This is a genomic window from Myxococcus sp. CA040A, from assembly GCF_013336725.1.
In the GTDB taxonomy this organism is placed as follows: Bacteria; Myxococcota; Myxococcia; order Myxococcales; family Myxococcaceae; genus Myxococcus; species Myxococcus llanfairpwllgwyngyllgogerychwyrndrobwllllantysiliogogogochensis.
The window spans coordinates 314891-327057 of sequence record NZ_JABUMR010000005.1; the positions used below are offsets into that span (position 1 = coordinate 314891).

The window sequence follows — 12167 nt, forward strand, 5'->3', positions numbered from 1 at the left end:
AGCGGACGGCTACTTCACGCCCACCGCGGCCCAGCTCTCCAGCACCTTCGCGGCCTCGACGGAGTCCTTGCCGTAGAGGTCCTGCGCCGCCTTGAGCGTGGCCTCCTTCGCCTGGGCGAAGTTGGTCTGCGGCGTCATGTAGAAGCTCAGGGCGCGGGAGTAGATCTTCAGGCCCTTCTCGATGCCGATGCCGTCCTTCACCTCGGTGTTGGAGGTGCGGTTCTTGCCGCCCTCGGACAGCAGGAAGAAGGCGTTGTTGGCGATGCCCGAGTTGATGTGCACGCCGCCGTTGTCCTGCGAGCCCTTGTAGCGCTTGGAGTAGTGGTCCGGCGACATGCCGTCGCTGGACGGGTTGCTCAAGTCACGCAGGCCGTCGGTGGGGTCGCCGTTGTTCGGGGTGAACGTGTCCTCGCCCACCGTCCAGTCGAACTTGACCGCCTCGTTCTTCTGGCTCGCGTGCCACTCCACGCCCACGCCCATGATGTCGCTGAACGCCTCGTTGAGGGCGCCCGACTCGTTGCGGTACTCGAGGCCCGCGGTGCGCTCAGTCAGACCGTGGGTGATTTCGTGGCCCGCGATGTCCAGCGTGGTGAGCGAGCCGAACTGGTCGCCGTCGCCATCGCCGTAGTTCATCTTCTCGCCATCCCAGAAGGCGTTGGCGAAGTCGTTGCCCACGTGCACGTCGGAGATGAGCTTCTCGCCCTTGCCGTCGATGGAGTCGCGGCCGAGCACTTCCTTGTAGAAGTCGTACGTCGCCTGCGCGCCGTACTGCGCGTCCACCGCGTCCTTGGTGCGCGCGGAGTCGGTCGCCTCGCCCCAGACGTTGTTGGCGTCGGTGACGGGGGCGTGGACGCCGTCCTGCCTCGGGTCATCCGGGTTGCGGTTGAGCGCGTCACGCGTCAGCACACCGCCGCCGCGCGAGGTGTCCTCCAGCGTGAACGTGCCGTCCGCGTTCTTCGTGCTGCCGATCTCCACCTTGCCGCTGTACTGGGTGGTGTCGTCCGCCTTGCTCGCCGTGGGCTCCTTCGACGGCCCGGTGGGCGTCGTCGGCTCGGTGGTGCCCGCGAGGGAGGGTCGGGCGTGCGCAGGGTCCGCGCCGTGCGCGTGGTGACCCACGCCGCCCATCTGGTTGTACTGCTCCATCACCTTGCCGGTGTTCGCGTCGACCAGGTAGTGCATGCGGCGCGGGTCCTTGCCCGGGCCCACGTCCGTCGTGTTGCTCAGCTCCACGTGGTACGCCGCGCGGTACTCGCCGCTGGCATCCTTGAAGATGACGCGCTCGGAGACGGGCTTGCGGTCCGTCGCGCCGCCGAACTCCTTCTGGGCCACGGACAGCGCGTCCTGCGCGCTCAGCTTCGTGGGGCTCTTGCCCAGGCCCGCGGGGATGGTGGACACGTCGCCGGTGACGCTGTCGACCTTGCCCTCGCGCGTCAGGTGGCTGACCACCTGCTCACCGAAGACGGGGACGCCCTCGCTCTTGCGGTCCATGCGCACGTGCGTCATGCCCAGGTCGTCCTGCTCCACCGCGCGCGGCGCGAAGTCCGTGGCGTTGACGCCCGGCCTGCCGGCCAGCAGCTGCGACACAGTGGGCGCGCCCTGCTTCTGGAGGTAGTCCACCGTCGTCTGGATGGCGGCCTTGCTCGACTCGCTGTCCAGGGCCACGGGACCGGACTTCACCGGCGGGGCCAGCGGCGCGGCCGGCTTCACCTGCGCGGGACGCACCGGCGCCTCGAACGTGGAGCCCTCGGCGAAGCCCACGGCCTTGTTCTTCACCTCCGCGGTGACGGGCCGGGAGTCAGCGGGACGCGTGACGGGAAGCTTCGGGAGGTCGGCGCGAATCTTCATGGTGGGGGTGCCCAGAGGTTGAAGTACGGCTTGCGTAGGTATTCTCGATTCCTGCGAGCCCGGGTTGTGTCTCCGTAAGAGGAAACCGCACACACTTCCCGTCGGTGCACCCAACCCCTTGGAATCACTGCACTGGGACGGGCTGGAGGCGCGTGGGAGCGGGGCGGACCTGGGCCAGCAGCTCGTCCACGGACCACTGGTCGTCCGCGTGCTCGCCGTACTTCACGGCCAGTATTTCCCCCTCACTTCCAATGAGGAAGTCGGCGGGCAGCCCCAGCCGCCCTCCCGCGGGGAGCACCGGTGGGGCCGGATGCCGCCCGGTGAAGAAGTCCCCGAAGCCGTTGATGAGCGCCCGGAGGAGCCCACCCCAGACCCGAGGGTCCAGGAGCGCCCGGGGCGCGGCCTCCACGCCGTACTCCCGATAGAGGCGTCGTCGAGGATCACCCACGAGAGCGAACGGGAGGGCCCCCTCATAGGTGCGCAGCTCCTCCGCGCTCGAGTGGAAGACGACGACTTCCCGCACCCCCACCGCCTTCAGCTCCTCGTGGCGTCGCGCGAAGGAGCGCAGGTGCAGGTGGCAGATGGGGCACCCGGCGAAGCGCCGGAACTGGAGGTGCACCGTCATTCCCGGCTCGGGGATGCGGACCGTCCCCCCAGAAACAGTCTCCAGCTCCCTCGCGGTGAACCGCTCCCCCACGGACCACTTCCGGCCTTCCGTTCGCGCGGACATCTCTTCCTCCAGCGTAGGCGTACGTTGTACTCCTAAACTAAGAAGGTGCCCCTTACGCTGTCAATCGAATGCCCCGTCCCCGCTCGCTCACTCCGTCAGCCATCGCCTCCGCCGCGCTCACCGTCATCGACCGGGAGGGGCTGGACGCGTTGACCATGCGCTCCGTGGCGAGCGCGCTCGGCATGGGCACCATGTCGCTGTATCGCTACGTGGAGGGCCGCGAGGCGCTGGAGTCGCTGGTGGTCGACACGGTGATGCGCGACATCGAGCTCCCCGCCCCGTCGTCGAGCGCGCGGTGGACGACCCGGGTGATGGGGCTGATGACGCGCGTGCGGGAGGCGGTCGTCCAACATCCCGCCGTCGCGCCCCTGCTGCTCACGCGCCGCCACTCCACGGAGGGCACGCTGGCGTGGGGTGAGGCACTCTTGGGTCTGCTGACGGAGGGAGGCTTCGACGGCGCGGCGCGGGTCATCGCGTTCCGCACCCTGGTGAGCTACGTGTTCGGGGCCGTCCAGCTGTCGCACCTGGGCTCGCTCTCCGGCGACGGCACGGCCGCGCTCGCGGAGCTGGATGCAGCCACGTATCCGCTCCTCCGGGAGACCGCGCAGCGCGCGCGGCGCATCACACCGGAAGAGGAGTTCCGACGCAGCCTGGAGGTCATCCTGCGTGGACTCGAGGAGGCGGTGGCCCGCCGATGACGCGGGCTTCGCGCTCGCGTCACGGCGAGCGATGCGGCGCGGGTTCGTCGTAGGAGGCGTCGTTGCAGAGCAGGCAGCCCGTCTCGTGCAGGTAGACACGGTGCAGTTCGCACAGCCCGTTCTCGGGGGGCCCCTCCGGCCAGCGGTATTCAGGCGGTGGGGTGAGGCCTTCCCGGGGGAACTGCTCCACCATCTCGCGCAGCTGGCGCAGCAGGGGGAACAGCCGCTCCTCCACCGCGCCAGGGATGGAGGGCAGGTGCTCCCAGCCCTCCCGGTTCAGCGCCGCGTCCACGAGTTCGAGGAGGAAGCGCTTCTGCGTGGCGAAGACGTCCTCGGACTCGGACCACCCGAGCTCCGAGACGTCGAAGCCCACCATGCCCAGCCCCAGACGGCACTGGTCGCCCTCCACCACCCAGCGGGCCAGCCGCAGCTCCCAGTCCGTCCGGGCGCGCGGCATCACCGCGACCGCCAGGACGTTGAAGAGCACCGACAGCCGGACGTTGCTGACGTGGAGGCCAGGTGCCCCGGGCCCGCGCTCGCTGGTGATGAAGTCGCCCATGGGCGACACGCTACTTCGGGCTCAGGCGGCGCGAAGCGGCCACGGCTGGTTGCTCGGGCCGGCCTCCCAGTTGTTGTAGCGGCCATCCCAGTACTGGACGGTGAGCTTGGAGACATCCACGCCGTCGAGGCAGCCCAGGTTGATGGAGCGGAAGTGGCCGCCCATCTCCTCGACGAAGCCTCCGCCGTAGCACTGGATGCCGCAGTGCTTGCAGAAGCGGCGGTAGTTCTGGCTGTCACCCACCCGGTACTCGCCCGTCTCGCTCTCACCCTGGAGAACGCGGAAGGCACTGGGGGGCATGGAGGTCGTCGTCGTTCCCACCTTGGTGCAGACGGTGCAGTTGCAGCGGTTCACCGGCTCCGCGAGGTCGAACTCGGCCTCGAAGCGCACGGCGCCGCAGTGACAGCCGCCGACGTACTTCTTGAAGGTGGGGGACTTCTGGGGGGCGGTCTCGCTCATGGTGGGTTCTCCTCGGTGCGGCGTGTTGATGGAGGGAGTTATGAACCCTGCCAGTGACAGGTGTATGTCAGGTTTCCGCGAGGCCCCCTGCCTGCCGGGCCTGACGCAGGAGGTCGAGCAACTCCCCCTGTGCCTTCTGACGCCCCGGATTGTCCTTGGAGCCCAGCCCCTGGTGCTCCAGCCAGGCCGTCACCATGGCCTGGCTGGCCCCCCTGGCTCGCGCCCAGGCGTCCTCGGCGGAGTCGAAGTGGAGGTCGTTCGCCTGGAACAAGGCGAGCAGTTGCGTGGTGGGCGTCTCTGACATGGTGGACCCGGCTCTACGCCGCGCCTCACCTCACGGGCAACGTGGAATCACGCGCGCGAGCGGACGATGGCGCCCGGTGTCACTCCCAGGACCCGGCGCATGCACCGGGACATGTGGCTCTGGTGGGAGAAGCCCGCCTCCAGCGCGACCTGTCCCGTGGGCAGTTCCCCGCGCAGCAACAGGGTGCGGGCCCGCTCCACCCTCCGTTGAATCACGTACTCGTGGACGGGCAGTCCCGTGGAGCGCTTGAAGAGCGTCTTGAAGTGCGAGGCGCTGACACCCGCCACGCGCGACAGGCTCGCGAGGGAGAGGTCTTCCTCCAGGTGCGCCTCCACGTAGTCCGTGACTCGCTGGAGCTGGGACGCGGGGAGCCCGCCGCGCGCCTCGGCCTGGGTCCGGTACCGGGCCAGCAGTCGCGCCGCGAGCGCCAGCCCCAGGCTCTCCCGGTAGAGCAGCCCGTTGGGGAAGTCCGCGCGGGACTCCGCCTCCAGTGCCCAGGCGATGTGCTCAATCTGCTCGTCACGGAAGTGGTGGCGCGATTCCAGCCCCACCCGGTCCGGGTCCAGGCCCATGTCCTCGGCGGCCATCCGCAAGAGCGAGTGGGGCAGCCGCAGGTCCACCGCCGTGCTCGCATCGTCCTCCACCCAGGTGTCTGACACGCCGGCGGGCATCAGGCTGAGGTCGCCCCGCGTGCGCAGTGAGCGGATGCGGCTGGAGTGACAGGCCACCCGGACGGGGTTGCCGGAATGGATGCTGATGAAGTGGTCCGCGCTGGCGGCGTGCAGAAAGTCACCCACGGCCGTCACGCGCATCTCGACACCGAGGCTGATTCGAGGAGTTCGTCGCGCGTGCTCGCTCATGGCGCCCGAATATAGGGGCCACCGGCTTTTCGTGCTCCCGAATCATCCGCGCGTGCGCGACCCGCGCGGGGGCCGTCGGTATTCCTTTCCCACATCCAACACGAGGTGGCCGTCCGGTGGCGCTCGCCGCGCGGCCACGCCTCCAACCAGGCAGTCCGGAGTCATGCACATGGGCAGGTATTCAGGGAAGAAAGCAGTGGTGACCGGGGGAACGGCGGGCATCGGACTCGCGACGGTGAAGGCGCTGCTCGCGGAGGGCGCGGAGGTGCTGCTCACCGGGCGCAACGAGCAGGGCCTGGACGCGGCACGCAAGGAGCTGGGGCCCCGGGCGCACGTGGTGCGCTCCGACACCGCGAGCCTGCGCGATATCGACGCGCTGGCCTCGCTCGTGAAGGAGAAGCTGGGCGCGGTCGACTTCGTCCTCATCAACGCGGGTTACTCGAAGCTGCGCCCCTTCGACCAGGTGTCGGAGGCCGAGTACGACGAGACCTTCGGCATCAACACCAAGGGCGCGTTCTTCGCCGCGCAGCGACTGGCGCCTCACGTCCGCGAAGGCGGGGCGTTCGTCTTCACCACCTCCGTGGCGGACGAACTGGGTGCACCGGGCATGAGCGCCTACGCGGGCGCGAAGGCGGCGGTCCGCGCCTTCGTCCGCGTGCTCGGCGTGGAGCTTCTGCCCCGGGGCATCCGCGTCAATGCGCTGAGCCCCGGCTTCACTCGGACGCCGACGTTGGGCGTCACCGGCGCCACGCCCGAGGAGGTGGCGGCCTTCGAGAAGGAGGGCGAGGAAATCACGCCCATGAAGCGCATCGGCTCCGCCGACGAAGTGGCGCGCGCGGCGCTGTTCCTCGGCTTCGAGGCGACGTTCACCACCGGCGCGGAGCTGCCCGTCGACGGCGGCCTCTCGCAGTTCTGATTCGACCCAGGAGACACACGAACATGAAGCCCAACATCAGTGTCATCGGCGCGGGCCGCATGGGCTCCGCGCTCATCAAGGCGTTTCTTCGAAGTGGACATGTGACGACGGTCTGGAATCGCACGCGGGCCCGGTGTGAGCCCCTGGCCGCGCTGGGCGCTCGCATCGCGGAGAGCGTGCGGGACGCGGTGCACGCCGCCGACATCGTCGTGGTGAACGTGAATGACTACGACACCAGCGACCACCTGCTCCGTCAGGACGAGGTGACCCGGGCGCTGCGCGGCAAGCTGCTCGTGCAGTTGACGTCCGGCTCCCCTGCCCTCGCGCGCGAGCAGGCGGACTGGGCGGCTCGGCACGGCATCGACTACCTGGACGGCGCCATCATGGGCACGCCGGACTTCATCGGCCAGCCCGAGGGAACGCTCCTGTACGCGGGCCCCTCGGCGCTGTTCGAGAAACACCGGCCCACGCTGCTCGCGCTCGGAGGCAACCCCCAGCACGTGGGCGAAAACGTGGGCCATGCATCCGCGCTCGACAGCGCGCTGCTCGTCCACATGTGGGGTTCCCTGTTCGGCGTGCTGCAGGCCGTGGCCATCTGCCGCGCGGAGAAGCTCCCGCTCGAGACGTTGGCGACGTTCGACAAGGCCCTCGCCCCCGTCGTGGATGGCGCCGTGGCGGACGTGTTCGCCCGCGTCCAGCGGGACTCGCTGGGCGCCGACGAGGAGACCCTGGCGACGCTGGAGACCCACAACGTCGCGTTCCAGCACCTGCTGGACCTGTGCAAGGAGCGCGGCATCCACGACGGCATCCCCCGGGCCATGGATGCGCTCATCCAGGCGGCCCTGAAGGCGGGACACGGGAAGGACGACTTCGCGGTCCTCACCCGCTTCCTGCGCTGAGCCGGGCGCTCACCACGTGAGGTGGGTATTCCCGCCCCTGAGCGGCGTTCCGAAATTGGGAAGCCACTTCCCAGGGACGGGCAGCCCGGAGCGAGAGAACCCCGGGGCGTCACTCGACACGCCCTGGTAGAGGGATGGCGCAAGCCTTGCTTCGGAGGCTGGGCCACAGCCTTCGCCCCCGGAGGGGCCTTGTCCGACATCACCCAAGACCTTCGCCTCGCAGTGAGGATGCTCGCCAAGCACCGGGCGTTCACCGTCGTCGCGGTGCTCACGCTGGCGCTGAGCATCGCGGCCAACACCGCCATCTTCAGCGTGGTCAACGCGGTGCTGCTGTCGCCCCTGCCCTTCCCCGAGCAGGACCGGCTGGTGCTGGCCTGGACCCGGCTGCCGAGCCAGCCACGGTGGACCGTGGCGCCCGCCAACTTCCTCGACTGGCGTGCACAAGGCGACGTGTTCGAGGAGCTCGCGGCGTTCTCCCACATCGGCGTCAGCCTGTCCGGGGACGGAGCGCCCGAGCGCCTGCGCGGCGCCAGCGTGTCCGCCAACTACTTCCAGGTGCTCGGCGTGCGAGCGGCCCTGGGCAGCGCGTTCCAACCCGTCGCCGAGGAGACGGGGCCTCGCCACGTCGTGGTGCTGAGCCACGGACTGTGGCAGCGCCGCTTCGGCGCGGACCCGCGCATCATCGGCCGGGACGTGCGCCTCGAGGACCGCGACTACCAGGTCGTCGGGGTGATGCCGGAGCGCTTCACCCTGCCCAACATCGGACCGAAGACCTCCGCGCCCGCGGATGCGCCCGAGCTGTGGATTCCCGCGCCCTCGCACGACATCCCGCAGCTCGGCTCGGATGGGACGCTGGACCTCAGTCAGTCCCGAAGCACCACGTACCTGCGCGTGCTCGGGCGGCTGAAGCCCGGCGTGACGATGGAGCGCGCGAGCGCGGTGATGGGCGCCATCGCCCAGCGACTGGAGCAGGAGTACCCCGCGAGCAACGTCCACTCCGGCATCACCCTGGTGCCCTTGCGCGAGCAGATTCTCGGCGACGTGCGGCCGGTGCTGTGGGTGCTGCTGGCCGCGGTGGGGCTCGTGATGGCCATCGCCTGCGCGAACGTGGCCAACCTCTTCCTGGTGCGCGCGGCGGCGCGGCGACAGGAGATGACGGTGCGCGCGGCGCTCGGCGCGGGGCGCGGGCGGATGATTCGGCAGCTCCTCACGGAGAGCGTGCTGCTGGGCCTGCTCGCGGGCGCGCTGGGGCTGATTGTCGCCGTGTGGAGCATGGACGTCCTGCTGAGCCTGATACCGGCGGAGCTGCCCCGGCTCGACGAGGTTCGCGTGGACGCCCGGGTGCTGGCCTTCGCGCTGAGCATGTCGCTGGGCACCGGCATCCTCTTCGGCCTGTTGCCCGCGCTCCAGGCGTCGCGGCCGGACCTCGATGGCGTGTTGCGACAGGCGGCGGGCGGCAAGCTCGCGGGAGGCGGTCGCTCGCGCGGGGCGCTCGTCGTGGGCGAGGTGGCGCTGGCGGTGGTGCTGCTCATTGGCGCGGGACTGTTGCTGCGCAGCCTGTGGCGACTCCAGGACGTGGACCCGGGCTTCCGCCAGGAGTCCGCGCTCACGTGGACCCTGGCGCTGCCGAAGGAGAAGTACCCGGACGAGGCGCGACAGGGCGCCTTCTTCCAGCAGGTGGTGGAGCACGTGTCGATGCTTCCCGGCATCCGGAGCGCTGGCGCGGTGACGGACCTCCCGCTGGGGGGTGCCGACATCTGGTTCGACCTGGAAGTGGAGGGACGCGCGCCCGCGACTCCCGAGGAGCGCACGAGCGTGGGCTTCCAGGTCGTCACGCCCGGCTACTTCGAGTCGCTGGGCATCCCCGTGCGCCAGGGGCGGGACGTGACGAGCACCGACACCCGCGAGTCACAGCCAGTGGTGGTGCTGAACGAGACGGCCGCGCGGCTCCACTTCCCGGGGACGGACGCGGTGGGGCAACGCGTGCGCGTGGGGGATGCGAGCACGCCCTGGCTCACCGTGGTGGGCGTGGTGGGTGACGTGCGGTACGACGGGCCGACCCAGGAGACCCGACCGGAGGCATATCTGCCCGCGCTCCAGCGCTCGCTGTTCCTCATGTCGTTCGTCGCGCGGACGGAAGGCGACCCCATGGCGCTGGCCGCCTCGGTGCGCTCCGCCGTGGCGTCGCTGGACAAGGACCTGCCCGTGGGCGTGACGCGGACGATGGAGCAGCGCGTGACGGAGTCCACCGCGCGGCCTCGCTTCGTGTCCATGCTCGTGGCGGTGTTCGCCGTCCTGTCGCTGCTGCTCGCCAGCGTGGGCCTGTCCGGCGTCATGGCGTACACGGCGCGTCAGCGCACGCGGGAGATTGGCATCCGCATGGCGCTGGGCGCGCGGCCCTCGGACGTGCTGCGCATGGTGCTGAGCCAGGGCCTGCGGCTGGCGCTCGGAGGCGTCGCGCTGGGACTGGTGGGCGCCTGGGGATTGACGCGCGTGTTGTCCAGCCTGCTGTTCGGCGTCAGCGCCACGGACCCCGTCGTCTTCGGCTCGCTGTCGCTGCTGGTGGCCGTCGTGGCCCTGCTGGCCACCTGGCTGCCCGCGCACCGGGCCACCCGGGTGGATCCGCAAGTGGCCCTGCGAAGCGAGTAAGCGCTGAATCTCCAGCATTCGCCCGGGCCCCGGAGGACGAGGAGGCCCGCGGTGCTTGAGGCCCTGGGGGCGCTCGTTAGAGTGCCTCGCATGGCTGACTCCTTCGACCCCATCGACAGCGCCCGCGCGAACATGATTCTCGAGAGCCTCCTCGAGACGCCTTTCAGCGAAGACGACGAGCACCTCCAGTTCGCGCTGCGCCAGGGGGACCTCACGCACGAGGGTGACTTCGAGCTGGAGCCCAATGACGTCATCATCGTCGTGGGGAACCTGACCGTGACGGGCTGCCTCGCGGACCAGTTCTACAACGAGGACGACTTCTCCAAGCTCTACGTCATGGGGAACCTGCGCGCGCGGGACATGGTCTGCGGCTCGGAGGTGCGGGTGACGGGCAACCTCGAGGTGCAGAACGTGCTCTACGCCAACTCGTTCGACATGGACACGCTGGGCGTGAGCGGGAAGCTCAGCGCGAAGGTGTTCATCGAGGATGGCCACCAGGTGGAGTTCGGCGCGCTCGACGTGGGCGCGCTCATCTCCGACGACGAGACGTGGCGGGAGGTGAAGCCGGAGGCCGTCATTGGCGGTTTCGAGACGGTGCTCCAAAGCCACGTCCTCAGCGAGGACGGACAGCTCGTCCTCGGCGAGTCGCTCCATCAGGAGCTGAAGGCGGGGCGCTCCGTCCTGCGCTGAGCGGACCGAGCGCCTCGGGCCTGGCGCCTTTCACCGGAGCCGGGGAGCCGGGGAGCCGGGGAGCCGGAATGCCCGGCTCCAGGTGGGACGCTCACGGCGATTCAGGGAGCGTGTACTCGAACACGTAGCTGTGGGCGCCCTTGTCGTCGATTTGAATCTGCATCGAGCCGGAGAGCCCCTCGAGTTCGTCCGTTCCAGAGTCGGGGACGACGAGGATGGTGAGCTCGGACGCGCCGCGCGTCATGCGCCCGGTGTGATGGATGGAGAAGCTGCCCTTGCGCCCCTGGAGGCTTCCGGTGACGCGCTCCATCGCGACATAGGCGCCCGACTTGCCGTCATCCATCGTCGCGAGCATCTGCCCCACCCCCGTGCCCTCCAGCTCGCCGTGGTACCGCTTGTCGATGGACAGCCGTCCGATGGGCGATGCCGCCGAGCCCTCATCCGGGGCCATGGGCTTCACCTTGACGTCAAAAGGCCCTTGTACACGCTTCGTCATGTTCGTCTCGCTCCCTGTCCGTGGGGGAACCGTCGCCTGACTGCCCGCGCATCCCTGTGCGAGCACGGCGCCGAGCGCCCACGCCAACAACATCATCATCCCGGGCTTCATCATGCGCTGGCCCCTCATCGAGTGGCCCACCAGATACAGGTGCCTGTTCCGCGCCGATTGCAAAAACGCGACACGCCGACAGAATGCCCGCCGGTGAGCCGCCCTCGCATCGACGCGCCCCGTGGCGTCCTTCAGCGCCCCGCCCCCGAGGGCAGGATTGCGCACGAGCGCTTCGCTCCCTCCGCTGACCTGGAAGCGTTCATCCAGCACTTCTGGACGGTGCGCTGGGATTTGCGCGGCGAGCCGCCCCTGCTGGCGGAGACCCTGCCCCACCCCTGCGTGCACCTGGTGTTCGAGCGGGGACAGGCGCGCATCGCGGGCGTGCAGTCACGCCGGTTCCACCGCAGGCTCCAGGGACAATCGCGCGTGTTCGGCATCAAGTTCCGTCCCGCCGCCTTCCAGCCCTGGCTCAAGGCCCCGCTGTCGCGCCTCACGGACCGGACGGTGAGCCTGCGCTCCGTGTTCGGCCAGGAGAGCATCGCGCTCAAGGACGCCATCCTCGCGGAGCCGGACGTGCGGCGGTGCATGGTGCTGGCCGAGGACTTCCTGCGGCCTCGAATGCCCGCCATGCCCGAGCCGATTGCGCGGATGCGCGACCTGGTGGAGCGGCTCGCCGTGGACGCGTCCCTCACGCGGATGGAGCAGGTGGCGGCGCTCGCGGGGCTGGAGCCGCGCAACCTCCAGCGGCGCTTCAGCGCGGCCGTGGGCGTGAGCCCCAAGTGGGTCATCCAGCGCTATCGCCTGCACGAAGCCGCCGAGCAGCTCGCGCGAGCGGACGCGCCCGACATGGCGAGCCTCGCGCTCCAGCTCGGCTACTTCGACCAGTCCCACTTCATCCGGGACTTCAAGGCGCTCGTGGGACGCGCGCCCGGGCAGTACGCCGCGCAGGCCGCCGCCGCACGTGGGAAGCGCGCCTCGCGATAGGCGCGCGTCAACCCCCTCCAGGACAGC

The 12167-nt window shown here is 69.8% G+C and carries 13 protein-coding genes; 6 read left to right on the forward strand and 7 right to left on the reverse strand.

Going from position 1 to position 12167, the window contains the following annotated elements:
• Positions 1-9 precede the first annotated feature (9 nt).
• Both HUA75_RS23165 and HUA75_RS23170 read right to left on the reverse strand, forming a co-directional pair.
• A complete protein-coding gene (locus HUA75_RS23165; protein WP_174487649.1) occupies positions 10-1845 on the reverse strand; it encodes a M4 family metallopeptidase in 1836 nt (611 codons plus the stop codon).
• Positions 1846-1969: 124 nt separating this feature from the next.
• Positions 1970-2575, reverse strand: a complete 606-nt coding sequence (locus HUA75_RS23170) for a peroxiredoxin-like family protein (protein ID WP_174456436.1) — start codon at positions 2573-2575, stop codon at positions 1970-1972.
• Positions 2576-2643: 68 nt separating this feature from the next.
• On the opposite strand from HUA75_RS23170, the gene HUA75_RS23175 reads away from it, so the two are divergent.
• Positions 2644-3273 (forward strand): TetR/AcrR family transcriptional regulator C-terminal domain-containing protein, encoded by a 630-nt coding sequence (locus HUA75_RS23175; protein WP_174487650.1) that lies wholly within the window; start codon positions 2644-2646, stop codon positions 3271-3273.
• 19 nt (positions 3274-3292) lie between these two features.
• Here HUA75_RS23175 and HUA75_RS23180 read toward each other — a convergent pair whose 3' ends face one another.
• The 4 genes from HUA75_RS23180 to HUA75_RS23195 all read right to left on the reverse strand — a co-directional run bounded on the left by HUA75_RS23180 (position 3293) and on the right by HUA75_RS23195 (position 5407).
• The gene (locus tag HUA75_RS23180; protein ID WP_141643919.1) at positions 3293-3832 is read right to left on the reverse strand and encodes a hypothetical protein; all 540 of its coding nucleotides are present in this window, start codon (positions 3830-3832) and stop codon (positions 3293-3295) included.
• A gap of 21 nt (positions 3833-3853) precedes the next feature.
• Positions 3854-4291, reverse strand: coding sequence for a GFA family protein (locus HUA75_RS23185; RefSeq protein ID WP_141643918.1), 438 nt, complete (start codon positions 4289-4291; stop codon positions 3854-3856).
• Between the two features lie 67 nt (positions 4292-4358).
• Complete coding sequence (locus HUA75_RS23190) at positions 4359-4595, reverse strand: hypothetical protein (protein ID WP_174456439.1); 237 nt, start codon at positions 4593-4595, stop codon at positions 4359-4361.
• 47 nt (positions 4596-4642) lie between these two features.
• Positions 4643-5407, reverse strand: a complete 765-nt coding sequence (locus HUA75_RS23195) for an AraC family transcriptional regulator (protein ID WP_254627717.1) — start codon at positions 5405-5407, stop codon at positions 4643-4645.
• A gap of 217 nt (positions 5408-5624) precedes the next feature.
• Between HUA75_RS23195 and HUA75_RS23200 the strand changes: the two genes are divergently transcribed.
• From HUA75_RS23200 to HUA75_RS23215, 4 genes are all read left to right on the forward strand, one after another.
• Positions 5625-6371 (forward strand): SDR family oxidoreductase, encoded by a 747-nt coding sequence (locus tag HUA75_RS23200; protein WP_174487652.1) that lies wholly within the window; start codon positions 5625-5627, stop codon positions 6369-6371.
• Positions 6372-6394: 23 nt separating this feature from the next.
• The gene (locus HUA75_RS23205) at positions 6395-7270 is read left to right on the forward strand and encodes an NAD(P)-dependent oxidoreductase (protein ID WP_174487653.1); all 876 of its coding nucleotides are present in this window, start codon (positions 6395-6397) and stop codon (positions 7268-7270) included.
• A 189-nt stretch (positions 7271-7459) separates the two neighbouring features.
• A complete protein-coding gene (locus HUA75_RS23210; RefSeq protein ID WP_174487654.1) occupies positions 7460-9919 on the forward strand; it encodes an ABC transporter permease in 2460 nt (819 codons plus the stop codon).
• A 90-nt stretch (positions 9920-10009) separates the two neighbouring features.
• The gene (locus HUA75_RS23215) at positions 10010-10609 is read left to right on the forward strand and encodes a hypothetical protein (RefSeq protein ID WP_174487655.1); all 600 of its coding nucleotides are present in this window, start codon (positions 10010-10012) and stop codon (positions 10607-10609) included.
• A gap of 91 nt (positions 10610-10700) precedes the next feature.
• On the opposite strand, the gene HUA75_RS23220 is transcribed toward HUA75_RS23215, so the two are convergent.
• Complete coding sequence (locus HUA75_RS23220; RefSeq protein WP_254627718.1) at positions 10701-11219, reverse strand: DUF3224 domain-containing protein; 519 nt, start codon at positions 11217-11219, stop codon at positions 10701-10703.
• Positions 11220-11309: 90 nt separating this feature from the next.
• On the opposite strand from HUA75_RS23220, the gene HUA75_RS47965 reads away from it, so the two are divergent.
• The gene (locus HUA75_RS47965; RefSeq protein WP_174456446.1) at positions 11310-12140 is read left to right on the forward strand and encodes a helix-turn-helix transcriptional regulator; all 831 of its coding nucleotides are present in this window, start codon (positions 11310-11312) and stop codon (positions 12138-12140) included.
• Positions 12141-12167 lie beyond the last annotated feature (27 nt).

Excerpts from the sequence above, each read along its gene's own strand:
- HUA75_RS23170 (WP_174456436.1), bottom strand. The coding sequence starts at position 2,575 with ATGTCCGCGCGAACGGAAGGCCGGAAGTGGTCCGTGGGGGAGCGGTTC.
- HUA75_RS23175 (WP_174487650.1), top strand. The coding sequence starts at position 2,644 with ATGCCCCGTCCCCGCTCGCTCACTCCGTCAGCCATCGCCTCCGCCGCG.
- HUA75_RS23220 (WP_254627718.1), bottom strand. The coding sequence starts at position 11,219 with ATGATGAAGCCCGGGATGATGATGTTGTTGGCGTGGGCGCTCGGCGCC.
- HUA75_RS23165 (WP_174487649.1), bottom strand. The coding sequence starts at position 1,845 with ATGAAGATTCGCGCCGACCTCCCGAAGCTTCCCGTCACGCGTCCCGCT.
- HUA75_RS23205 (WP_174487653.1), top strand. The coding sequence starts at position 6,395 with ATGAAGCCCAACATCAGTGTCATCGGCGCGGGCCGCATGGGCTCCGCG.
- HUA75_RS23185 (WP_141643918.1), bottom strand. The coding sequence starts at position 4,291 with ATGAGCGAGACCGCCCCCCAGAAGTCCCCCACCTTCAAGAAGTACGTC.
- HUA75_RS23180 (WP_141643919.1), bottom strand. The coding sequence starts at position 3,832 with ATGGGCGACTTCATCACCAGCGAGCGCGGGCCCGGGGCACCTGGCCTC.
- HUA75_RS23215 (WP_174487655.1), top strand. The coding sequence starts at position 10,010 with ATGGCTGACTCCTTCGACCCCATCGACAGCGCCCGCGCGAACATGATT.
- HUA75_RS23190 (WP_174456439.1), bottom strand. The coding sequence starts at position 4,595 with ATGTCAGAGACGCCCACCACGCAACTGCTCGCCTTGTTCCAGGCGAAC.
- HUA75_RS23195 (WP_254627717.1), bottom strand. The coding sequence starts at position 5,407 with ATGCGCGTGACGGCCGTGGGTGACTTTCTGCACGCCGCCAGCGCGGAC.
- HUA75_RS23200 (WP_174487652.1), top strand. The coding sequence starts at position 5,625 with ATGGGCAGGTATTCAGGGAAGAAAGCAGTGGTGACCGGGGGAACGGCG.